At 41.3% G+C, this 23,902-nt stretch carries 21 protein-coding genes; 5 read left to right on the plus strand and 16 right to left on the minus strand.

The window, feature by feature from the left end; translation table 11 throughout:
- Positions 1 to 1,233 carry an RNA polymerase sigma factor gene (locus EHO65_RS08400; RefSeq protein WP_135773668.1) on the plus strand — a complete coding sequence of 411 codons (1,233 nt, stop codon included), beginning with the start codon at positions 1 to 3 and terminating at the stop codon, positions 1,231 to 1,233.
- Between the two features lie 3 nt (positions 1,234 to 1,236).
- Entirely contained in the window at positions 1,237 to 1,653 is a 417-nt protein-coding gene (locus EHO65_RS08405) for an SRPBCC family protein (RefSeq protein WP_135773669.1), read from the plus strand.
- Here EHO65_RS08405 and hemG read toward each other — a convergent pair whose 3' ends face one another.
- From hemG to EHO65_RS08465, 11 genes are all read right to left on the minus strand, one after another.
- Complete coding sequence (gene hemG, locus EHO65_RS08410; RefSeq protein WP_135773670.1) at positions 1,654 to 2,958, minus strand: protoporphyrinogen oxidase; 1,305 nt, start codon at positions 2,956 to 2,958, stop codon at positions 1,654 to 1,656. It abuts the gene before it with no gap.
- Between the two features lie 81 nt (positions 2,959 to 3,039).
- Positions 3,040 to 4,005, minus strand: a complete 966-nt coding sequence (locus EHO65_RS08415; RefSeq protein ID WP_135773671.1) for an LA_0442/LA_0875 N-terminal domain-containing protein — start codon at positions 4,003 to 4,005, stop codon at positions 3,040 to 3,042.
- Between the two features lie 125 nt (positions 4,006 to 4,130).
- Positions 4,131 to 5,480: an oxygen-independent coproporphyrinogen III oxidase gene (gene hemN / locus EHO65_RS08420; protein ID WP_135773672.1), complete on the minus strand. Its 1,350-nt coding sequence runs from the start codon at positions 5,478 to 5,480 to the stop codon at positions 4,131 to 4,133.
- Positions 5,477 to 6,499 carry a uroporphyrinogen decarboxylase family protein gene (locus EHO65_RS08425; protein ID WP_135773673.1) on the minus strand — a complete coding sequence of 341 codons (1,023 nt, stop codon included), beginning with the start codon at positions 6,497 to 6,499 and terminating at the stop codon, positions 5,477 to 5,479. The genes hemN and EHO65_RS08425 overlap by 4 nt, the downstream gene beginning before the upstream one ends.
- Positions 6,492 to 7,184, minus strand: a complete 693-nt coding sequence (locus tag EHO65_RS08430; protein ID WP_135773674.1) for a response regulator transcription factor — start codon at positions 7,182 to 7,184, stop codon at positions 6,492 to 6,494. The genes EHO65_RS08425 and EHO65_RS08430 overlap by 8 nt, the downstream gene beginning before the upstream one ends.
- The gene (locus tag EHO65_RS08435) at positions 7,181 to 8,107 is read right to left on the minus strand and encodes a sensor histidine kinase (RefSeq protein ID WP_135773675.1); all 927 of its coding nucleotides are present in this window, start codon (positions 8,105 to 8,107) and stop codon (positions 7,181 to 7,183) included. Before EHO65_RS08435 ends, EHO65_RS08430 begins: the two co-directional genes overlap by 4 nt.
- The gene (gene hemL / locus EHO65_RS08440) at positions 8,104 to 9,399 is read right to left on the minus strand and encodes a glutamate-1-semialdehyde 2,1-aminomutase (protein WP_135773676.1); all 1,296 of its coding nucleotides are present in this window, start codon (positions 9,397 to 9,399) and stop codon (positions 8,104 to 8,106) included. Before hemL ends, EHO65_RS08435 begins: the two co-directional genes overlap by 4 nt.
- Positions 9,399 to 10,364, minus strand: coding sequence for a porphobilinogen synthase (gene hemB / locus EHO65_RS08445; RefSeq protein ID WP_135773677.1), 966 nt, complete (start codon positions 10,362 to 10,364; stop codon positions 9,399 to 9,401). The genes hemL and hemB overlap by 1 nt, the downstream gene beginning before the upstream one ends.
- Entirely contained in the window at positions 10,361 to 11,923 is a 1,563-nt protein-coding gene (locus EHO65_RS08450; protein ID WP_135773678.1) for a hydroxymethylbilane synthase, read from the minus strand. Before EHO65_RS08450 ends, hemB begins: the two co-directional genes overlap by 4 nt.
- Positions 11,908 to 12,795 (minus strand): glutamyl-tRNA reductase, encoded by an 888-nt coding sequence (locus tag EHO65_RS08455; RefSeq protein WP_135773679.1) that lies wholly within the window; start codon positions 12,793 to 12,795, stop codon positions 11,908 to 11,910. The genes EHO65_RS08450 and EHO65_RS08455 overlap by 16 nt, the downstream gene beginning before the upstream one ends.
- A 303-nt stretch (positions 12,796 to 13,098) precedes the next feature.
- Positions 13,099 to 13,926, minus strand: coding sequence for a Cof-type HAD-IIB family hydrolase (locus EHO65_RS08465; RefSeq protein WP_208744036.1), 828 nt, complete (start codon positions 13,924 to 13,926; stop codon positions 13,099 to 13,101).
- A gap of 166 nt (positions 13,927 to 14,092) precedes the next feature.
- Here EHO65_RS08465 and EHO65_RS08470 point away from each other — a divergent pair, with 166 nt between their 5' ends.
- On the plus strand, positions 14,093 to 14,920 hold the full coding sequence (locus EHO65_RS08470; RefSeq protein WP_167482017.1) for a 1,4-dihydroxy-6-naphtoate synthase: 828 nt from the start codon (positions 14,093 to 14,095) through the stop codon (positions 14,918 to 14,920).
- On the opposite strand, the gene metF is transcribed toward EHO65_RS08470, so the two are convergent.
- The 5 genes from metF to EHO65_RS08500 form a co-directional block, all read right to left on the minus strand.
- Entirely contained in the window at positions 14,917 to 15,789 is an 873-nt protein-coding gene (metF, locus tag EHO65_RS08475; protein WP_135773682.1) for a methylenetetrahydrofolate reductase [NAD(P)H], read from the minus strand. The two genes, EHO65_RS08470 and metF, sit on opposite strands and share 4 nt — an antisense overlap.
- Before the next feature lie 34 nt (positions 15,790 to 15,823).
- Positions 15,824 to 18,331, minus strand: coding sequence for a discoidin domain-containing protein (locus EHO65_RS08480; protein WP_135773683.1), 2,508 nt, complete (start codon positions 18,329 to 18,331; stop codon positions 15,824 to 15,826).
- Positions 18,332 to 18,352: 21 nt separating this feature from the next.
- On the minus strand, positions 18,353 to 19,246 hold the full coding sequence (locus tag EHO65_RS08485) for a helix-turn-helix domain-containing protein (protein ID WP_135773684.1): 894 nt from the start codon (positions 19,244 to 19,246) through the stop codon (positions 18,353 to 18,355).
- 387 nt (positions 19,247 to 19,633) lie between these two features.
- On the minus strand, positions 19,634 to 20,479 hold the full coding sequence (locus tag EHO65_RS08495) for a ParB/RepB/Spo0J family partition protein (RefSeq protein ID WP_135773686.1): 846 nt from the start codon (positions 20,477 to 20,479) through the stop codon (positions 19,634 to 19,636).
- Positions 20,463 to 21,215: a ParA family protein gene (locus EHO65_RS08500; RefSeq protein WP_100723858.1), complete on the minus strand. Its 753-nt coding sequence runs from the start codon at positions 21,213 to 21,215 to the stop codon at positions 20,463 to 20,465. The genes EHO65_RS08495 and EHO65_RS08500 overlap by 17 nt, the downstream gene beginning before the upstream one ends.
- 218 nt (positions 21,216 to 21,433) lie before the next feature.
- Here EHO65_RS08500 and EHO65_RS08505 point away from each other — a divergent pair, with 218 nt between their 5' ends.
- A complete protein-coding gene (locus EHO65_RS08505; protein ID WP_244243480.1) occupies positions 21,434 to 22,843 on the plus strand; it encodes a helix-turn-helix domain-containing protein in 1,410 nt (469 codons plus the stop codon).
- A gap of 4 nt (positions 22,844 to 22,847) precedes the next feature.
- On the plus strand, positions 22,848 to 23,882 hold the full coding sequence (locus tag EHO65_RS08510) for a hypothetical protein (RefSeq protein WP_135773687.1): 1,035 nt from the start codon (positions 22,848 to 22,850) through the stop codon (positions 23,880 to 23,882).
- The last annotated feature ends 20 nt before the right edge of the window (positions 23,883 to 23,902 follow it).

A 23,902-nucleotide genomic window follows, 5' to 3' on the forward strand; every position in this document is an offset into this window, starting at 1 on the left:
ATGCAAAACTCGGAGATATTACCCCATTTATTCAGAAATGAATATACTAAAATTGTCTCCGTTCTTTGCAAACATATAGGTTTCGAAAGATTGGAAATCGCCGAAGAGATCGCAAGCGAGACTTTTCTAACCGCGACTGAGGCCTGGGGAATCAAAGGAAATCCGGAAAACCCGACAGCCTGGCTTTACGCAGTGGCAAAAAATAAGGCCAAAAATTATCTGCAAAGAAATTCAGTCTTTCAAAACAAAATCCTTCCCGAACTTACCAAATCACAACCAGAGCCTTCGGAATCGGAAATAGATCTTTCACCGGAGAATATCTACGATAGCCAACTCGGAATGATGTTTGCGGTATGCCATCCTTCCATTTCTCAAGAATCTCAAGTTGGACTTTCTCTCCGGATCTTATGCGGATTCGGGATAGAAGAGATAGCCGATGCCTTCTTAACAAATAAAGAAACGATCAATAAGCGATTATTCAGAGCGAAAGAAAAATTAAGAGAAGAAAAGATCCCCATCCAATATCCGGAACCGGGAGAATTAGAAGATCGATTGGATTCCGTACTCTCTACGATCTATCTATTATTTAACGAGGGATATCACTCGATCAGCCAAAATCAAACTTTACGAAAAGATCTTTGTTTAGAAGCGATCCGTCTTTGTAGTATGCTTGTAGAAAACCAGATCACCAATAAACCGCAAGTCTATGCACTTCTATCATTGATGTGTTTTCATACGTCTAGATTCGATGCAAGGCAAGACGAAAATGGAGAACAGATCCTTTACCAAGATCAGGATATAAATCTTTGGAATTACGATCTGATCGCCAAGGGTGAAATTTTTCTGACCAAGGCGGCGAGTGGGACCAAACTTACAAAGTATCATCTGGAAGCAGGAATTGCTTATTGGCATACCCAAAAGGAAGATACGAAAGAAAAATGGGAAAATATTTTGCAATTATACAATCGTCTACTTCAAATACAATATTCTCCAATTGCTGCTTTGAATAGAACATACGCTCTTTCTAAGGCAAACGGAAAAGAAGAAGCAATTATAGAAGCGGAAAAATTAGATCTGAAAGAAAATCATTTTTACTTTGCTCTTTTAGGAGAATTGTATTTAGATATGGATAGATCTAAGTCGGAGTCGCATTTTCGCAAAGCGCTTTCACTCGCAAAAACTTCTCAGGCCAAGATCAGTATCCAGAAAAAGATCGATCAATTCACAAAATAAACAATGCCTAAGACAAAAAACACAAAACATATCAGCGTCACTATCCCTGTTGCTCAAAAAACAGCTTACGAATACCTTTCCGAACCTAAAAATTTTCCGGAATGGGCTTCAGGCTTATGCAAATCCATTTCTCCCTTAGAAAACGGAGAATGGTCTATCGATTCACCCATGGGTAAATTGACTGCTAAATTTACGGACAAAAACCCGTACGGTATCTTAGATCATTATGTAATATTCAACCCTGAGAATATTTCTTATAACCCTCTCAGGATTATAGAGAATGGAGAGGGGAGTGAGCTGATCTTTACGTTATTCCAAACGGAAGGAATGACTGCTGAAAAATTCGAAGAGGATTCCAACTGGATCAAAAAAGATCTAGAAGAACTTAAAGGAATTTTAATGAAGAAATTCTCCGCTTGATCAGGCGGAAAGATCCGGATTATACAAGTAGAATGCCCTTTCTAGGATGGACTTTAAACCGATCCCGTTCCTGAAATTCCCTTCTACTCTGATCTCAGGAGGGAGAACTCTATCCAAATCCCGATTGAATGCATAAAGCTGAGGTCCGTACACAGGAAGTGCATCCTTCCAAACTGTCACATAATGATTTAAAGGAACACCGCTTTCGGGAAACAGTTTTTTGCGATCTTCTTCTACCACGGAGATAATTTCCTCATCGGTTTTAGAGGAAATTTCCCTGTCGCCCGCGCCACCCATAATAAAAGTTTCTGAATGTATTCCGTCGGAGGTCCTACCGGAAAATATAAAATCGTTAAACAAGATCCCTCTCGATCTAATTCCTAATTCAGAAGAAAAACTTTTATGATCCTTAGGGAATAATACTCCGAATCCTTTTTTCCCATCCAAGATAGAATCTTTTCCGAAACGAGTTACACTTACTATAGGTAAGGTATCCAACATCCCTTGGTAGGCTTTGAATTCTTTATATTCTGATCTCAGAAGTTTTAACGCGGTTCCAAGATTCGTAGCGATCGTGATTTTGGACTTAGGATAAGTGGCTCTCAATTCTTTTAAGCTAGAAATATCCTGATTATACTTGATCTTCCCTTGAGAAGAAACTCTAGCTTCCAAGGCTCCGAGCAAAGTCCCGATACCACCTCTAAAACTTACGGTCCCTTTTCTTCCCGGAAGAAGTTTAGGTTTTCCTTTTTTGGATTCCCTAAGATGAAGAATATTTTTCCAAAGAGGAGCTTGCTCGGGTAAAAATTTTCCGAGAACAAGTTCGGCCGACATTGTATCCAGATCGCCTGCATAAATTCCGCCTAACGCAGGCTCCAATACTTTGCTAAGCGTTTTTTCACCCAATACTCTTTTACCCCATTGGTAGATGGATTCGCCAGAAAGAGGTTTCGCAGGCACAGTCAATACTGAAAATGCAAGAGAGATTATTTCGAAAACGGAAAGAGGCATTCTTCTCATTTTACCGTCCGAGAATATATAACGTTTTCTAGATGCCGGATTTGAGAGTAGTATATCTAATCCCAAACGAGACGCGAGGCTTTCTAATTCCCAACAATTTAAGATCCCGTTGGCTGCCCTTTCTACGATCCCGTATTCCGTTCGTACGGAACGGATAAGGCCGCCCGAACTTTCTTTTTTTTCCAGTACTAATACGGACTCACCCTTCTCAATAGAAAGGAATGCATGCAGAAGGCCGGTAAAGCCTGCGCCTATTACTATATGATCCGGAACCCATTTCGCCACGGATACAAAGTAATGGAATGGAAACTATTGGCAATTAAATCCTAGATTTTCTTTCAAAAGGAAGAAAAGTTTTTATCAGGTTCAGAAATCGAATCTGTAACCCATGGTATATTTCGTTTCCATTCCGGAGAAGGTTCCGTTACTGGAAAATCCGCTTCCAGTTCCAACACTGGATGGCATTGCGGATATCACCATTCCTTTGCTTTGACCATCTGAAAACTGGACTACCGATTTGACGGAATTTGCAAAAATATATGAATCAATTAAGTTCAAGAGATAAATTCCACCTAATACATATAAGGCGCCCTGGTATTCTCTGAAGTTTTTGTCTGCTTCGTCTCTTTTTAACTGAACCTGACTGGATTGATTTGCTAAATAAGCATCAATTGGAGATAGAGAAGGATTAACTGCCGCCTGCGCTTGGCCTAGTGCGGCAAGTGTAAGACTTTCTCTTGTATATGGATTTCCCAGATCCCCGTATTCTTTTACGGAAGTTCTATAGACTCTAAATTTATCATAAGCTACAAATGCAGTCATAGCGATTAGGGTAGGGTAAAGAAGTGATTGGAACTTTCTATCAGTATAATATTGTCCCCAACCAGGTATAGCCGCGGATCTCCAGAGCGCATTTAGAGGACGTTTTGCTTCCTGCTTACGAAGTTCTTCTAGCCGGCGAGCCTCTTCTTCGGCTGCTGCTTGTTTTTTTAGATCTTCTTCTTTTTGTTTATCTTCTTCTAATTGTCTTTGGGCTGCTTCTTTATCTTCTAATTCTTTTTTGTCCGCAGCAAGTTTGTCTTCTTCCTCTTTACGGATCTTCTCCTCTTCGTCGTCGTTTATGTCTTGGAAAAGGATTTTGAGGATCAGGTCTTTATCTACTTTACGTTTTCCTGATTCAGTTTGAAGAAGAACAGAATGCTGATTTTGAGTGATTATATCTCCTTTTACTTTTCCACCTTCTCTCAATAGAATAGTAACGGGAAAGATCCCCACAGGAGCAAAAACGATCAATAGGATCGGTATTATTTTTCTTAAATGCAAAGATAACATTTCAAAACGAAAAAGTGTTATGCCACTAAAGTCCCCAAAGTATTGGACGAAAAGAAATTAATTTCCAAATAGATCCTTTCTAAGGGAAGAAACAGTTATTGGACCCGAATATTTCAGAAAGAGAGTCAAATAGACTGAGAAAATACCTTGGTTTCAGGACTTTTTCTTCTCAAACGCATGTCCAAACCTGTGCATGCATTCCTTAAGAAAGGTTTCCCCAGGGCAGTTAAAACAAGGGTTTTTCCTTTCCACTCTATTAAATTATCGTCTTCCATACTGGCCAAATAGAGGCGAACCTCTTCAAAAATCGGATCCGGAACCTCTACTTTCCCTAAAGTAGAAAGTTTTAGAATGAGTTCTCTTTGGACCAAATCTTCGGAATTCAATTTATGTCCCCTGAGTATTGCCTGTCCGTTTTCTGAAATTCTTCTTTGGTATTTCTTTAGGATCTTTTCGTTCTGATAAAAACAATCCCAACTATCCGAAATTGCAGACACACCTAAACCTAAAAGTAGGTCGGTGGACTTGGTGGTATAACCCATAAAATTTCGATGAAGATTCCCATTTTGATAAGCGGTGTATAAGGAATCAGACTCTAATGCAAAATGGTCCATTCCGATTTCTTTATATCCTGCGCTTAGGAAAAGTTCTCTTCCTATCTCGTAGAGTTCCCTTTTCTCTTCTCCCTTTGGAAGATCATCTTCTGTGAATAATCTTTGTGCAGCCTTGATCCAAGGGACATGGGCGTAACTGTAGAATGCGATACGATCCGGCCTAAGTTCCAAAGTTTTTCGGATCGTTTCCTTCATACTTTCTTTGGTTTGTTTAGGAAGTCCATAGATCAGATCGAAATTTACGGAATGATAACCCAATTTACGAGAACCTTGTGTGATTGCTGCAGTTAGTTCATAAGGTTGGATACGATTTACCAATCTTTGCACTTCCGGATCGAAGTCCTGGACTCCCAAACTGATTCTTCTAAATCCATATTTTGCCAGAACTTCTAACTGAGAAAGTCTAGTTCTTCTTGGATCTACTTCCAAAGAAAATTCAGGAGAATCGGATACATTCCAAGAATCTAAAATTGGTTTTAATAAACTTTCCAAATTGGCCTCGGAAAGATAAGTAGGGGAACCACCGCCTAAATGTAATTCTCTTAGTTCACGTTTAGTCAGTTCAGGAAGTTCTTCTTGGTATTTTCTGAATTCTTGCAGAACCGTTTCCACATAAGGATCTTCTACAGAATGGTTTTTAGTGATAGAAGTATTACATCCGCAAAAAGAACAGAGAGTCTCACAAAACGGAATATGAAGGTATAATGCTACGGAAGAATCGTCCGGAACCAGCCTTCTGCGAAGCGCATCTATCCATTCTTCTCTAGTAGGATTATCTTCCCAATAAGGAACAGTCGGATAACTAGTATACCTAGGCGCTGGAACATCGTATTTTCTGATTAGATCGGATTTGGAACTCATACGAAAGCCTCACGTATCGTACTTACGAAAGTTCTAATATTCGCTTCCGGGGTTTTTGGCAGGACCCCATGTCCTAAACCGCAAACCCATCCTGCTCTTTTTTCCGGGACCAGATCCAAAAACGGCCTGATCCAACGATTTAAATATTTCTTAAACTCCCCGGGCTCCATGAACAATAACGCCTGATCAAAATTTCCCTGCACAAAATGAGATCCATTTCCCAAAAAGCCAACGATGTCTGTTCTATGATCCATTCCGAATCCAGTCAAACCAGGGACTTCTCTCAATGACTGTAAAGAAGCAGGGGCCAAATTTTTGGCATAATAGCCGATTTTGCCAGGGAATGCCTCGACCAAAAATTTGATGGTAGGCAGTATTGCCTCTTGGAAGAACACAGGAGATGCATCTCCAGCGGCAGTATCAAAGATCATTACGATCTCGGCGCCACCTTCTAATTGTAAGCGTATGTTCTCTTTTAATAAAGCCAGTATCTTTTCGTAAAAACCTTCTCTCAGCTCCGCAGAAACCTTAGGAAGTATTAGATTTCCATCATGTTTTCCTTGGGTAGCATAACAAAATAGAGTCCAAGGTCCTCCCACAAATCCGATCAAGGACTTATCCTTTGAGATCCTTTTTCTGGTGCGGATCACCGCTTCTTTTTGGAAGCCCATAAATTCTACAGCTTGTTCCAAAGGGTAAAACTTATTCAGATCTTCTAATGTGGAAAGATGCCATCCAAGTTTAGGGCCTTCATCTCCGAAACGTAACCCCATTCCGAATGCTTCCAAAGGAAAAAGAATATCAGAAAATAAAATTGCAGTATCAAAATCAAAATCATCCACAGGACCGAAAGCGACTTCCGCAGCAAGCTCCGGGACTTTACATAGTTCTTCGAAAGAATGTTTTTTTCTTAAATTTTGGTAATGCCAATGATATCGACCTGCCTGGCGCATCATCCAAATTGGAGGAGTGGCCTGGGCCTCTAACTTAAGTGCAGCTTGAAATCTAGTATTAGACATTTTTTAAGTCTCCGATCCATTGATAGCCGACTCCTCTTACGGAACGGATCGCATCCTCACCCTTATCTCCAAAGGCTTGGCGTAATCTAACAATGGAATTATCTATAGTTCTATTTGTAGGGAATTTTTCCTCTCCCCAAAGGCGATCTAGGATCTCATCTCGACTAACTGTTCTTCCTCTTTCTTCTACCAAAAAGTTTAAGAGAGCGCAGTCTCTTTTGGAAAGATGGATCTCTTCTTTGGACGGTGTATGGATACAATATCCGTAAAAATCCAAAAGATAACCTTCGTAAGAATATTTAGCCTGTTTTATTGAATGTTTATGAGATTCTAATACGTGTTTTACCCTGATCAGCAATTCCTTTAGGTGAAATGGCTTAGGTATAAATTCTTCTGCGCCTAGTTCAAATCCTCTCAAACGTTCCGGCGCTCCCGAATGTGCAGTTAAAAATAAAAATGGAGGGCAATCTTTTCTGGATTTTAATTCTTCCGCCAGTTCGAATCCGTCACCATCAGGCAAACGAACATCTAAAAGTATAAGATCCGGTTTGGACTCAGCCGCTAAAACTTTTGCAGACTGAGCGGAAACGGTCCAGACCATTTCATATCCTTCTTTTTCCAAACGTTCTTTTAAAGTTTCACCTAAGGAGCGATCATCTTCTACTAATAATAATTTCGCTTTCATGTTCCGCTTCTCCTTTGAGAATAAGAAGGAAGAATAAGCTCTGCCAAAAATCCGCCTGACTCAGAATTTCGAACGGAGAAGTTCCCATCCATTCTTCCTGCCAGTTTTTCAGCGATATATAATCCAACTCCAGTACCACTGGTGCTTGTATGTCTTAAGAATAATCTTCCTAATAAGTTAAAATTGCCGGAGAAACCTTTTCCATTGTCTTCAAATTTGAATTTGATCTTATTCCCTGAAATCGGCTCCGAAAGGATTTTAACCTTTGTAGCTCCTCCGTGCTGTACGGAGTTTTCTAAAAGATTTCTAAAAATACTTTCGAGTGCTCTTCTATCTGCTAACACTTTGGTTTCTTTCCAATCTGTTTGGATGTCCAACTCGGACCATTCTTCTCTTAGACTTTCTTCCCAGTGTCGGAGGTCCAACTCTTCTAGATATAATCCCTCCGATCTCATGAGACTGGCTAGGTATATTGCCTTGTTCATCTGGGATTCTATACGATCCGAGTCTTTTAATAATCTATGGAGAAGTTTGTCTTTTCCTGCATCCACACCTTCTGCTAATAAGCTCTCTGCTTGCAGCCTAAGACTTGCCAAAGGAGTTTTCATTTCGTGAGTTACAGTAGAGAAAAAATCGTGGATAAGTTTATTCCTTTTTTCTTCCCTAAATGTCAGCCAAACTAAAGTTGCACCACCGCTCACTAACAAGAATAGGAAAAAGGTCCCTTCCATCTTGATCATGGAACTTTGCCTTTCTAATTTTTCCAAAAAATCAATATCGATCTGAGAGCCGAGACGAGAAGCAAGTTCAGTCGCCATTCTATTTTGCCTTAACCCCAAAAAAAGCCACCAGACACCGAGCGAAACCGTAGTTACAACCCAGATCACCGGTAGAACAATTTTTTTAGAATCGAAGACCTTCATACTTTCAATTTTCTTAATGCGGAATCCGCTTTCTCCAAAGTTTCGGAAAGTATTTTATCCGAATGAGCGTAACTTAAAAAGCCAACCTCATAACCGGAAGGTGCCAGATAAATTCCTTCGGAAAGAAGCGCATGGAAAACTTTTGCAAATCCTTCCTTATGGCCCGCCGGAATTTTATCTACAGTGCGAATAGGGGAGGGTGATTTTTTATGAAACCAAAACAAGGAAGAATGTACACTTGAATCCCAATCCCCCTCAAGATCCCTCTCTCTTAAAATTGAGACCATTCCGGAAACAAAAGATTTGGTGCGGTTTTCTAAAACGTTCCACACATTCTCTTTTTCACATTTTTTCAATGTAGCAAGACCTGCTCTCATTCCAAAAGGACTAGCGCTCAATGTTCCTGCTTGGTACACAGGTCCTTGAGGTGCAACCAGATCTAATAATTCGGCTTTTCCAGCATAAGCACCAACTGGAAATCCTCCGCCAATGATCTTTCCGTAAGTCACTAGATCAGGAGCGATCCCCAATTCTCCGCTCATTCCTTGTAATCCGACCCTAAATCCGCTGATCACTTCATCGAAAAGTACAAGGCTTCCGTGTTTTCTTGCGATCTGGACGATCTTAGATAAATATTCTTTTCTTTGTATTAATAAACCGTAATTTGCAGGAAGAGGTTCTATCACCAATGCGGCAATGTTCTTGCCTTCTTTTGCAAAAAGTTCCTCAACTGCTTTTTCATCGTCCAAAGGAAGGACCAAAGTATTTTTGATCAACTCTGAACCGATCCCTGCACTATCCGAAGAAGATTCTCCGGCAAGCCCGGAACCCGCTTTTACAAGCAGCGCGTCCAAATGGCCATGATAACATCCGTCAAATTTAAGGATCTTATCTCTGCCAGTCGCGGCTCTGGCCACACGTAATGCACTCATTACGGCTTCAGTTCCGCTATTTACAAATCGGATCTTTTCTACCCAAGGAATTTTGGACACGATCCATTCTGCAAGTTCTAATGAATAAGGCTCTGCAGCTCCGAAACTCCAAGCAAGTTCTGCAGTTTCGTTTACGATCTTTTGGACATCCTCATCTCTATGGCCCAAGATCAAAGGGCCGAAGCTTAAACAATAATCTATATATTCTTTTCCGGAAACATCCGTAAGTTTTGCACCTTTTCCGGATTGGAAGAATATAGGATCTCCTCCAACGGAACGAAAGGATCTAACGGGAGAATGTACTCCACCCGGTGCTACTTTTTTCGCTCTTTCAAAAAGTTCCTTAGAACTTGGAAACATTAGCCTAAAATCTCCTTTCCTCTTCTTGCTGCATAAGTAATCAGATAAGATGCACCTGCTCTAGAGAACACTTGCCAGGTTTCTTTGAGAGCATCTTCAAATTTACAAAATCCATTTTCTGCAAGCATAGCAATAGATGCATATTCTCCGCTCACTTGGTAAGCGCCCACAGGCAATCCAGTTTGCTCTTTGATTGGCGTGATAAGATCTATAGAAGTTATACCGGGCTTGACCATCAGAAGATCAGCACCTTCTTCCGTGTCTCTTATAGAAGAAAGGATAGAATCTTCTCTATTTCTCACATCGATTTGGTAAGAAGAACGATCTCCATAACCGGGAGCAGACTCAGCGGCCTCTCTGAATGGACCATAAAAATGGCTCTTGAATTTTGTAGAATAACTCATGATCGGAACATGCTGAAAACCGTTAGAGTCCAGAATATTTCTGTGGCTTCTAATTCTTCCATCCATCATATCGGAAGGAGAGATTCCGTCGGCACCTGACTCTGCATAACAAAGAGCCAACTCAGAAAGTCTTTTGACGGAACTTATATTGTCTATTCTACCTTTAGGATCCAAAAGTCCGCAATGACCGTGAGTAGTCAAAGAACAAAGACAGGTATCCACCCAGAGAAAAGTTTCCGGGAATTTGGATTTAATACTTCCAATTACGTTTTTATAAAATGATTTCGGGATAGAATCATCCGACTTTTTTTCAGGGACCAAAAACAGAAGGAAATGTTCCACTCCATTTTTCAGATCAGATTCTATTTGAGATAAAATGGAGTCTTGGCTATCACGGAACACTCCAGGCAAAGAGGACATTTTTTCGGGAGCTTTTAAACTTTCTGCCACGAATATAGGCTGAACCAGTTTTTTAGGATTCAAACTCTCAGAAGACACCAAATTTCTAAGCGGGGCATTGATTCGATTTCTTCTCAACCCCAACAAACTCTCGGAACTCATACAGCACCTCTTTTTGTACCAAAATCCGGAACTTCACCCTTACAGGCTCTTTCCCAAGATTCAAAGTTAGGGAATGCGAAAATTTTCGCAGAATCACCTAATGTTTTTCTAATATATTTATATGTGGCCCCGGTCCCGCAAGAATGAATGCGAGATCCAATTTCCGGATTCTTTTTATAAGCTCGATCAAATTGAGAAGCACTCATCCAGAAAAAATGCGAGTACTCCGAAAGATCGGGCTGCTCTGAATCAAAATCCACTTTGTAAGTTACGAATCTTCTCCAGACACCTTCGATGATATCGCTTTCTTCATGAGTGAGTTTGATAAAATCAGGATTAGATTCATAAAAACTGACAATTTCTTTTGCATCTTCTTCGCCCAAACCGTCAGTAGAGCCATTCACCCAAACATCTCTGGATGCTAATTTCTCCCAAGTTTTTGCACCCGCTACGATAAAGATCGTATCAAGTCCCGGCAATTCCCAGTCTTTCGGCAAAGAATCTGCCCGAGAAACAAACCAAAATTTTTCTTTCGGGACGGAAGCTTGCACAGAAGAACGTTTCATTCTAAAACCCTGTCTTGGTTTTGGAAAAACAAGATCCAAGGAAGAAGGTAACGGCAATTCTTCTCCATTCCAACGATCGAAAGCATCTAATTCAGAACCTGAATCGGTTTTTCCTCGAACAAATAGAAAATCCGCAGGACCTCCTAAGATCACGGAAACCCCGATCTTCTGATGACAGCCCCCGCCGAAATAAGAGAGAATTTTTCTCTCTTCTAAAACCGCGGCTTCTTCTTTTGGATCCGAAAGGGGAAGTAAAAGTTTTTTAGTCTTCTCGTCACCTTTTCTGAACTCTGCAGCAAGTGCACCTTGCGCAGGTGCATTCGGATTTTTTGATAAAGGCAGAACCATAAAAAGTTCGTTAAAGATAGCAGATCTAATTTCTTTTCTAACTTCTGAATATTCCTCATTAGAAGAAAAAGAAAAATTTTCGGAAAGAAGTCGATCCAGCGCAGCCTTTGCTACCACAATCCCTGAAACTTCCGGATCGGATTTCCATTTACGAAGTCTAGTTTGTACATTCCCTCTTACAGGATGAAAACTGATCGGTAAATTTTGAAGACGAGAGGGGAGTGCACTCGGAAGAAATGCAGAAAGATTATATTCTCTTCTTGGGCTAGAAGAATGGATCTTAATTTCTTTAGGAGGATTTTTATAAGAAGATCTCTTAAAAAGTAAAACATCTCTTTGGTCGGCACGAGGAAGTACCATCAAAATTTCAGTACCTTCATGACCTTCCAGATCCAAATCTTTGAAGGAATGAACGACTACATCTACATTTCCCTCGACAAGTTCTTTGGTTAAGTCTTGGGTAAATACACCTCTACTTCCCATTTTCCAAAGCGGAGTAGTTAGATCTTGGTCGCCACTTGCTTCCTTGAAAAAAAGTTGGAGCTCCAACTCAGGATACAATTTGCGCAATTGATCTTGTACGAGGCAGGTCTGTAATTTAGCGAGGGAACTTTTTCGGGAACCGATTCTTAAAACGTCGGACAAGGTAGGTCATCCCAACCGAATACAAATTGATGAGCTTCCAATTCTCTTTCTTCTAAAAGCTCGTCTAAAACGGATTTTAATTCTTCCTTTACTTTTCTAGTTCTTTCTTCCGTTTCCTTCAAGGAAGAAAGCATTTCTGCAAAGGAAATATATACGATATCTGAAGGCCAAGATTCTTCCAAAGGCTCTTCTCTAAAATCCAGGATCAGATTTCCTGGAGCCAATTTATCCATCCAAGCAGAGCAATCCATAGGCGCTGCAATCACCCAAGCCTCTCCATTTGGAGACCAGTCTTCCATCGAATGAGAAGAAGAACCGGAAACAGAAGATAAAAATTCCAAACGATTTGGATTACGTCCTACGATCTTTGTCTTTCTATTAGAATGAGAAAGCCAAGGTAGGATCTTTTCCGCAAGCTGACCCGTTCCAAAAAGTACAATCTCCTTAGGAGGGTTTAAGGCTTCGGATAAATATTTATCCGCCAAACCACCATAAGATTGTTCTCCCAGATTTTGCAAATAACCGGAGCGAAGAGTTCTACAATCTTCGATCAGATTGTCTCTGAGTTTTGCCAGATACTCTCCGAAAGCAAGATCAGGTAATTCTTGGAATCTTTGTCGGAACTGAGAGAGAACTTCCGTCTCTCCGAACAATTTAGATTTTAAACCGGAGATAATTTCGAGAAGAAGTCTATATGCTTCGTAACCGGATTTACTTTCCCAATGAGCGGGAAGATTTTCCGGATGAGGATGGATCCTGGAATCTGAAACAAGAACAGTGCGCATACAAGTCTTCCAAGAAAACGCGTCAGGCAGAGACAATAAATCCCTGTCGGAAGATTCAGAATGAAAAACTTGTAATGTGGACCACATCTATCTTCGATCATACCTGATTCAGGGCCTTATTTGTCAAAATACTGTCAGAGAGATCCGAAAAATATTCCTCTTGCATGTGTTGAGAACGAATTTCAAAATGACCTTATGGTTTGGGACATAGGCTTACAAGATAAAATTGTTTATCTAGTTGTTGGCTCTGCAGCGGTTTATTTGGGCTTTCCGCTCGTTTCTTCCATTAAAAGTTTATTTAGCAAAACTGAAAGGACAGAGACTAGTTTCGGTTGTTACGAGGCTGCCTGCTCCGCTTGCGAAGTAAAGATTGATAAAAATCAAAAAGTCTTATCTAAACGAAAGCACGGATAATTCCAGAAGAGTCATCGCGATCCCATCTTCATTATTCGAATATTTGGTAATATAAGAAGCGCCTTCTTTCAAACTCTGCACAGCATTTTTCATCGCAAATCCATAACCTGAATGAAAAAGCATCTCTTTATCATTCAACTCGTCCCCGAAAGAAATCACTCCAGTTTCATCCAAACCGGAAATTTTTAAGTAGGACTGGATTGCCGTCCACTTGGAGACTCCCTTCTCCAAAACTTCCAAACAATAAGACACTCCAGGAATTTTAGTGATTACCGTTCTATATTCCGAAGACTCAGGCAAGGATAGAAGTTCCTTTTCTAATTCGATCAATTCTTCCTTTATTAAAGAAAGATAACATATTACCAACACTCGATCAGAAGAATGTTCCGGAAGATCGGAGACCACCTTGGTCCTAGCAATATCACCACCTGAATAATTATGATACTTTTCGTCCGTGATCGGAGATTCGATTAAAATATCGATCCCTTCTTCGAAGCGGTCCACATGTAGAAGGGGAGAGTGGCCCTTCTTCTTTCCTAAAGATAAAACTGCAAATGTTGCTTTTTCGGAGATATACGTTTCCGAAATTCTTTTTGCATTCGGAGAACTCCGAAGCACCTGCCCATTATTGGCCACCACAGTTACATTCCCGCGGAACTCCTGGGCATACGGAAGAGCGGAAGAGAATCTTCTACCCGTAGCGATAATCAGCCCAACTCCCTGATCCAATGCGGATTGCAAAACATAATGATTCAAACTAGAAATAGAAGCCCGAGAATCCAGAAGTGTTCCGTCCAAATCCATTGCAATCGTATGAAAGGGGAAAAGCCCGTCCAATTTTGGGAATTTATGTGAATTCAAAATGATATCCAAGGGAACCTACGATTCTTTTCCAATAGACCTAAGGGCAGGTGTTCCTTCCACCTCCTTTTTTCGTTTCCAAAAGAATCAAAACTGATTGCCTGGAAGAATGGAACTCAGTCTGGCATATTCTCCCTGTCCAAACGACACATTCATCTTCTATCATCTCATTTCCGGAAAAACCAAAGCACCATTTTCTATCAAAGAAGAACTCTATGATGTGGAACAACTGAACCAATTCGCGGATAAAGGAAAATTCCAAGCCACGAAAATATCATTCGCAGCTCTATTCCATGTCGCAGACAAATATTCTCTTTTGGACAGCGGCTCCGCGCTCGGCAGGAACTGCGGCCCGATCATCGTAAAAAAAGCGGGTTCTTCAGTAGGAACTCCTAACGGAAAAAAAATTTTGGTCCCAGGACTTTGGACCACTGCTAACTTACTTACACATCTATATTTAAAAGGGGATTTTACGCCAATTCCCACTCGCTATGACCTGATCTTGGACAAAGTAAAAAATGGAGAAGCTGATTTCGGAATCGTTATTCACGAAGAAAGATTCACTTACGAAGCAAGAGGCCTCGCCAAGGTAGAAGATTTAGGGGAATGGTGGGAAGGCACGACAGGTGCACATATTCCGCTTGGATGTATTGCCATCCGCAGAGATCTTCCTTCTCAAACAAAACATGACCTGGATTCGGCGATTAAAGAAAGCCTTTCTCTCGCGTACCAAAACAGAGAAAGTATGTATGACTATATCTTAAAACATTCTCAAACCACAACGAGAGAAGTAGCGGATGCACATATAGATCTGTATGTGAATGAATTTTCTAAAAGTTTGGGAAAAGAAGGAGAAAGGGCAATCCGCTTATTACAGCAAAGGGCCCTCGAGACAGGATTACTTCCTCTTGAAAAAGAGAAGGATCTATTCCTTTAATTTTTCAGTTCTCTGACTATATCCAAACTCGCAGGAGATTGGTTTAGAGTATAAAGATGAATTCCGGGAGCGCCTAATTTGACCAATTCACGGCATTGGTTTACGGAGAAGTTTACACTTCTTTTATAAAATTCTTCCGGTCGGTCCTTCACTTCTTCCAAATCAGAAACTAGTTTTTCAGGAAATTCACAAGCAGCCATCGCCTTAAATCTTTCTATCTGAGTAAAAGAAGTGATAGGCATGATCCCCGGGATCACGGGCACATTGATCCCTTTTTTGCGGATCAGATCTAAGAAAGATTCGAAATTTGAATTTTTAAAGAATAATTGAGAAACGAGGTAAGAAGCACCCGAATCCACTTTGCGTTTTAGATTATCCACATCGGATTCCAGACTTGCGGCCTCCGGATGTTTTTCAGGATAACAAGCGGCTCCCATACAAAAATCGAAACCTTCTTCTTTGATAAAAGAAATAAGTTCACTTGCGTAACCAAATCCACCTTCTACCTTTTTAAAAGCCTCTTCTCCCTTAGGAGGATCTCCACGGAGAGCCATTAAGTTCTCGATCCCGGATTCTCGGATCTGTTTTAAAATAACTCGGATCTCTTCCTTATTGCCACCCACACAGGTAAAATGAGCTGCAGCAGGAAGCGAAAATTTTTTAGCCAACTCGGAGGTGATGCGGATCGTCTTGTCCCGAGTGGAACCTCCCGCTCCATAAGTCACAGTGATATAGCCCGGATCTACTTTGGACAATTCCTCCACAGCTTCGAATAATTTCGTCTCTCCTTCCGGGGTTTTGGGAGGGAAAAATTCGAAAGAGTACACCGGCGCCTTTGCCGTTTTATAAATTTCTAATATCTTTTTCATTCTAACCTTTCCCCACAAAACCGTGGGGAATTTTTCAACTACAGCAAAGAAGGACTTGGATCGGTCCTCTGCCGTTTCTCTGTAAGCCGAGAGATTTCGCTACGAGTGCGCCAGGTTTTAAATTTTCAGGCGCGACCCTGACCGCATGTCCTCCGGTAAGACCAGAACATAATAAGTCACCAGGCTGTACAGGATAAGATTGAGCCTCTACATTCGCAAGAACGACTCCTGCAATTGCAACAAGCCATTGTCCTTCTGCTTGCGGTTTATCTCCCAAAACTAATGCAGCAGATTTTACTGCAACACCTACGATATTCGTAGCGTTCGGCTGTCTGGATTTATGAAGTTTACCATCTTCTCCCATGGCAAGAAGATCTCCTTCCGCAATCACATCGGAAGACTGGACAGGGAAAAATTTAGCGATACAATCCGTACCTTTTCCTGTCTGAAGATATACCGTTCCAAGGAAATCAGAATCACCTTCTGCCAAGATCGCTTTACCTGAACCCGTTTCGTTCAGACTTGGAATTCCTTTACCGCTCGCATATACTGCATGGCCGGATCTAGAATGGAACCATCCACCAAATCCTCTTTTAGCCAGACCTAAAATACCTGCAGATTCTTTTTCTCCGGAAGCGCTATCGCCCCTGACCCCGAATTTTTCTCCAAAGCCCAAGATCCCGGAGAATCTACCGGAACCTACGATACCTGCACCTTTTTCGCTCTCATTTCTTGCATAAGCAAGTCCTGCATTTTCAGGAGGAGGGGAGATATTCGCATAAGGAGCTTCTACGGAACCTTTTAATCTCAAATATCCGGTATGAGAACTGAAATCGTGCTCTTTAGGAGCGTAATCATGAGTGTGAGGAAGAGGCTGCCTTGCATCCGACAATCTAGGATCATCAGAAGAAACGACGTGGCCAGGGATAGATTTTCCTTTAGGTGCAACAGTCACAATACCGGGATATTCAGTACTAGCGTTACGCAATCTTTCGTCGTCACCCTGGACAACTGCACCTTCTTTCGCCTCGCCGGAACGAGCAAGTTTCACAATCCCATAAGATTGAGGAGTGGAAATTTTTAATCTTTTATCATTTCCTTGAACAGCCGCATCTGCAGCTTCCTCTCCATTGGAGGCGAATCTTAAAATACCTGTGCTTTCTGTTGTGGCATGTCTTAGCCTTGGATCATCAGAAGTGACCACTTTTCCAGGACTTGCATCTCCTGGAGGAGCGAGTTGGACCAAGCCGAATTTTTGGTTCGTTGCATGTTTCAGACGATCATCATTTCCCTGAACAACAGTACCTTCTTTGGTCTCACCATTTTCCGCAAGTTCTACAATACCAAAACTTTGGGTGCTAGAAGGTCTTAAACGATCATCATTTCCTTGCACGACTCTATCTGCCCGATTCTCGCCGTTCGCAGCCAAACGCACCAAACCATATGCAGCTTCGGTAGAATGTTTTAATCTTCTGTCGTTACCTTGAACAACAACGCCTTCCTTATCTTCTCCATCAGAAGCAAGTTCTACAATACCTTTATACTCAGTAGAGCCGTCTCTTAACCTTCTATCATTTGCCTGAACTGCGGCACCTTCAGAAGTTTCTCCGTCGATTGCAAGTCGGACCAAACCGGATCTAAGAACGGTAGCGTAAGGTAATGGCTCTGCAGTAGGCTTATGAGTTAGTTCGCTTAAGTAAGGAGCAGCATATAATTCTACTTCTACGATACTTGTAGAATATTTTTCTTTGTTTTGGATCTTACGAGGGCGAGAAACGAATTTTAAAAAGCGGATATTCGTAGGTAAGAATCTCCACTGGTACCAAGTTCCCAATTCGGACAAGAATTGGTTCTCTTCTAAAAGCTGATTCCAGGTCAAATCGTCTTCACTATAATATACTGTAAAAGTTTCCGGGAAAGGTAAGTGACCGTCCTTCGGCGAAAGAACTCTTAACTCATTCACTCTGCTGATAGAGCCGAGATCCATTAAGAAAAATTCTTCCTTAGGTTGATTGGATTCCACGGAGGACCAGCCGTAATCAGGTCTTTCATCAATTAGATTTTCTTTTACCCAGAATCTGTCTTTCTCGGAACTCACTTCTAATTTAGTGACTCCTGAGATCCCAACTTCCAAAGCACCGATAGAGACTTTGAATTTGGCTCCTTCTTTTTCCGAAACCTTACTGACCAATTTTAGAAAGTTAGCACGGACCAAGGAGAAGTTCCATTGTCCCACTTTCTTATTCAATCTTCTGAAACCAGTTTCTTGCAGGATCGGCTCCCAAACTTTTCCATCCAAAGAAATTTCGAATTTAAAAGAGTCAGGGAAAAATGTGCCGGATTGTTCCGACTGATGTAATTTGATCTGATTAAAACTAGAGCCTGGATTTAAAACTAAGGTTAAGACCCCAACACCAGGATGATCCAACTGTTCAGAATAAGAACGAAGTCCTCCTTCTTTAAATTCGAACGTACCTTTGGTCTTAATTTCGTTTACTTTAACTTGTCGAGGATGGCTGATCCGGATGGATTCTTCATTCATAAGAGCTTTAACGTGGTCCTTTTAAACATGTACCCGGTTTTCTTCGGCTTTTGCAGAAAATATAACCAGTATCGAGGGGTGGATTTTGTCTGTGAAGTACTTTGTAATGATCATCCTAAGTGTCTCAGGAAGTGGATCCTTCACTAAAAGAGTTTTGCCGTCCGGTTCTACCTGAACTTTCTCCAATACTTCCACACTACTTCTAGAAAGATTCCCCTTGCACCATTCTATAAATCCAATCCAAGAAGCTTCTTTGCCTGAAGAATGTCTCAGGTCCTGGGACTGGAGAGGGGAGGCATGCTCAAAATTCGGCCGTCTGGTTCCGGACAGATTTTTGCAAATACCTCGAATATAATGTAAATTATCTCCTAGTCCTTGTCCTTTCGCAATTTCCATTGCCTCAGACAAGATTTCGTCTCCGTAACGTTCTTTTAAAGAATCCAAACTCAATTCTTTCTTCTCATTACTAGGTTTTTGGTTCTGGGTATTATGGATGGTTATATTTATATTGTTTGGGTTTCCAGTTCGACCCCCCTCGAGGCTACCTGTCGCCACCCCTGAGGGCGCCCCAAATCCCCCTCCAGGGTTTCCAAAAATAACCCCCTGGGGTGGAATTTTAGAACCGGGATAGTTGAAGCAAAAATAGTAAGTGGAATTTTTATGCCCGGTCCCAGGAACAAATTGAAGGAGGCCCGCTCTTACTAGGTCTTTCTTTCCTTCATTAATTGATTTTTTAGTCTTTAAGCCAGTGAGTCGGATCAAACTTTCGTTACTAGGCCAAACTGGTTTAAAGGTCTGGTCACTAAATTTAAGCAGGACCAGATAAAGAGTCTTCGCGGCTGGGGATAAAGTGGCCCAAACCCCGGAATCTATAATATCCGAGAGGAATTTTATATATGGAAAATGCTCACCCATACCTTGGATCCTCTTTTGCCCCGGCGGCAAAAAAATTAATTTTAAGCAAAAAGGTTCGAAGGTAGTTGACATTTATCCGACATAAGGTTACTTATGTCTCATCCAACAACATTCCTTCGGGAAGGTCCGGCCCCTGGGCAAACCAGGGGAGTTTTTTTATCTCAGACCGACGGCAATGTTTCTTCCTTCTCTCTTCCGGGCTGGGAGAAAGTACTACATTTCCGTTTAGAATATTATGTCACATATTGGGGCTTTTTTCTGCTCCGTCAACTCATTCCCGTTTTTTTCAGCCCAAGTCTTACAAAATCTTTTGCTAAGTACATGTTTGTACTCTTTTATTTCGTTTAACAATATATGTTAAGATATTTTGTTTTTAGATTTCGGATCTTATTTACCGAATTTTTTAGAAATTTCTTTCTTAACGAACTTATGAAGTTCTGAAAGAAAATCTTCGTCTTCGGTGGAGATGATTACGCTAGTACCTTTTTTTACGATCTTATAAGGGTAGGGAGAAACTGCAGGTTTTTCGGATCCAATTTTAGTTCCGATTTGTGCAGGGGAGAATAATCCACCTTCCTCAGCTCTATTGAAAGTTTTTGCGTCTTTTACAGTTTTCAATTCGCCTGAATTGAATTTTTCTAGAAAATCTTTCAGAGTACCTTTTTTGGCTGCGGAAGCAGCTTGGACCAAAAGGTTTTTGGATTCTATTCCAGCGTCTTTGCAAACCTTCAGGTCTTCTTTAGATAGAGAAGAAATTCCCAAAAGTTCGGTCATATAACTTCTACTTTTCCCAAACAGGTTTCCTAATTCCAGGTCCGTATAGGAGAAGGAAGTTTTGAGATGGGTCATTGCTTCTATCTCTTCATAAGGAGATAAATTTTCCCTTTGAAGGTTTTCTATGATTGCTAGACGGAAAGTTTCCTTTGCGTCCTTATCTAAAATTTTACATTCTACTTCCGGCCATTTGAGAAGGCTAGCTGCATGGTATCTTCTCTCGCCGGCGATGATCGTATAAAATTCTTCATCCGCTTTTTTAGTAACTAGGATAGGCTGAAGAAGTCCGTCCTTGTCCAAACTCTGGGCAAGTTCTTCCACGCCTTTTTTTCTCTCTTGTCTTGGCTGGCTTTCAGAAGGGCGGATTTTATCCAGGCGGATCTTGCGGATCGTACCTTCTAATTTTTCTGCCTGGAAAACGTCTGCGAGAGAGCCTAGTCTTTTACTTTTTGAGCTCATTCAAAAATTCCTCAATAAAGCCTTCATATTCCTGGGCCTGGCGGCTGGACTTATTATATTCATAGACCGACTTTCTTGCCAGGTGAGATTCTCCCACCGCCACCCCGTCCGAGATGCTATTATCAAAAATTCTGAAATATTTAGTAAGAACAGGGATGATTGTTTTAGTGAGAAGTGTCTGGGGTTTTAATTGGGTCACTAAGGCTCCCATGATTTCCAGACTAGGATTAATTCTTTTTTTAATACTAGTAATTGTTTGCTGGAGTCCCAAAATTCCATCCACGGAAAATTTTTCCGCCTGCAAAGGAATGATCACATAGTTGGAAGCAACTAGAGCATTGATGGTGAAAATAGAAAGACTAGGCGGGCAATCGATTACGCAAAAATCAATTTCCTTTTCCAAGTCCGCAAGAGCGTCTCTCAGAATATAAGGCGCGTCTACAATCGCTGCAATTGTCTCCGCTTCCGCAAGGGTCAGCCGAGAAGGGGCGATGTTCAAATTCTCCACTTCGGTCTTAACCATAACTTCTCTAATTTTCGCTTTGGATTGGAAAATATTATGCATGGATTTTTCTAATCCTTCCGGATTCAAAAAAATCCCTGTAGAATTTGCTTGAGGATCGATGTCGATCAGCAGAGTTTTTTTACCTCTTCTGGCGAGACCCCAAGCTAAATTCAGGGAGGTGGTGGTTTTACCTTCTCCTCCCTTTTGGTTTGCGATGGATACTACAATCATTCTGTTCCCTTGTATCTCAATTGTCGGATGTCCGACATCCCGTCCTTATATCTACCGTCAGAAATCGAGAGAATAAAGAGGGGAATTTAAACAAAAATAAAAATTAAAAAGTCAACTTCGGGACCGAAGCCAACACTATATTTCCATGTAAGAAGAAGGGGAGAAGCATTCAAACTAATTCTTAAATTTTCAAAAAATTGCAGAAAAATCAAACCGGAATGTCGGACGTCCGACATTCGAAAGAAAGTCCAGGTACATGGTTGACACCATGCTTAATTTTAAACATTTTCCCTTCTATGCTATCCGCTCCGGAAGAATTTATATGGGGGAATCCAAATCCTAAAGAACTTAGGATTTTGCTACCTCTTGCGTTTCCGGAATGTTTAAGATTAATCGATGGCCTGGCGGGACTCGCTACTTTAGTTTCCGAATCAGATCCTTCTTCCTTGGAAGAGGCGGGTTCTTGGGGTTACGAAGAAGATGGATTCTTCTATCCTTTCCTAACCAAGGGCTCTAAGATCCGGAGTCGTTTAGAAGGAAGTAAATCTCCATTCTTCTTACCCAGATCAGAAGAAGTGCAACTGTTCCGAGATAATTCATTTGGATGTTTATTATCCCCGGTTTTGCTGGATGGTAGGATGCTCGGATTCTTTTTGATAGAACTTCCGAACCCAGCCGAAGAAAGGCAAATTTTACTCTTACATTTACTTTGCCAGAAGGTGGCCCGGCTTTTGAAAAAAGAATCGGAACCTTCTACCGTTTATAAACTTTTCGAGGACACGAGTCCGGATCCATTAGGGGAACTGATCTTCAAATTGGGGAATGGTAAAAATTCACAGTTAGAAAAATTCAAGGAATCCGGGAGCATCTGCATTTCCGGTCCTGCTTCTTCTGGAAAAAAAACCTTAGCGAAATGGATCCAAAAAAGGGAGTTTCCCGGTAGGCCAATTTTAACTGTTTCGATCCTTCCGGAACAGCCTTCCAAATTAGAAAAGGCGCTTATCGATTGGGAAAAAATGGCCGAATCCGGGACTCTAATTTTAGAAAATTCCGAGAACTATTCTTTGGCCCAGCAGAGGATCTTGTTCGAATATTCTCAGAGAAAATCCGCAAAATCCCGTCTTATTTTTTTAGAAAACTCAGGCAAAAAATCAACTGATGAGTTCTTATATTTTCGTTCTCTTTTGTCCGAAAATAAGTTAGAATTACCTGCCTGGAAAGACTGGGCAAAATCGGATAAAATTTCTGCGGTCCGGCCGATTTTCCAAGAGGTTTGCGAGTTACATGGACGCCCTGATTTAGTGCTTTCTGAGGATGCGATCGAGTCTTTGGTAGGAGGAATATCCTGCCAAAATTTAGAGGATCTCCGGAATGCGATCGAAGAGGCAGTTTTAAATTCCGGCTCTGGAGAGATTCGAAATTCTGACCTTAAAAAAGAAGGTTCAAAAGGAATTTCTCTTCCGGATCCGGAGGATCTTGATTTGCGAAAAGCTGTGGAAGCCGTAGAGCGCCAAAAAATTCTTTTGGCGGATAAATTGTTCGGCGGCAACCAAATACGAATGGCAAAGGCCTTGGGAATTTCCAGAGGCTCATTGCAGTATAAATTAAAAAACCTAGGTTTGGGTTAAAATTTTGGAATTAGATTCCTTATACGAAGAAAGAAAAACTCCGGCCGGATTTTTGGTAAAAGTCCGCCTAGGAAAGATGACGTACGTAGTTTTCACCTCCAGAGGACCGGAAGTCCCGAAGGGAGCCAGAAACCAATCAATCGTGGTTCCGGTTCCTAGGATTGCATTTTTAGGAGAGGATTTTGACCTCTCTCATTTTAGGCTGGGGGAACTGAGTTTCGTAAACGTAAAACAGGGAAAACTAGTGATCCCATACCAGCATTCCAGTTCAGGAAATGAGGTCCGAACCATTTTCCTAAACAGCGGAAGTGAATGTGATATTTTGCCAGTAATCATCTATCATTATGACCGAGTGGATAGTCTTCTCAGGGCCAGGGAAGAAGGTGTGGAAATGCACCACCTGGTTTTGGACGAGGAGTTCCCGCGCCAAGAATTGGTGGCTCTGAAAATCAGGTTCCCTTCCTTAAATATGCTCATCATTAAAAGAAAGGTGGCCCAAAAAATCGGGGCAGTGGGGGAAAAACCATCTCCTGGAAAAGAGGAACTGGAAAAAAGTCTGAGGGAAGAATCCAGCATCGTAGATTTTAATAAGGTTCGAGCTACGGATTTATTGGAGAAGGGCAACTTGAATATGCACTCCAAAAATCCAGTCTTCCTGGCCAGGATACATCTCCGAAAAATGGAGTTGGAAAAAGTAAAACAACTGCTTCTGGAATTCACTTTGAAATCGGAAGAGGTTGCATTCATCCGAACCTTCTTGGATGTGATGATCCGAAACGATGATAATAAGGAAGAGCTAAAAGGCTGGGCGCCAAAATTAAAAAATTTGGATGAAGGTTTCCGACTCGCAGGCTTAATTTTAGAAACGAAAGAAAAAGAATTCGAAGCAGAACTAGATAAAGGTTTCTCTAAAGATATCGCGAGTATGGTTTATGCACTTTTAGAAAAAGAACAAGACCGAGCCGAGAACAAAGAGCAGGAAATTGTGCTTTGGGAATGGAAGCTTCGAGCCAAGAGACTATTCCGAAAGACCGCCTAAAATCCTAGAAAAACGGTAAA

It is taken from the genome of Leptospira andrefontaineae (assembly GCF_004770105.1).
Taxonomy (GTDB): Bacteria; Spirochaetota; Leptospiria; order Leptospirales; family Leptospiraceae; genus Leptospira_B; species Leptospira_B andrefontaineae.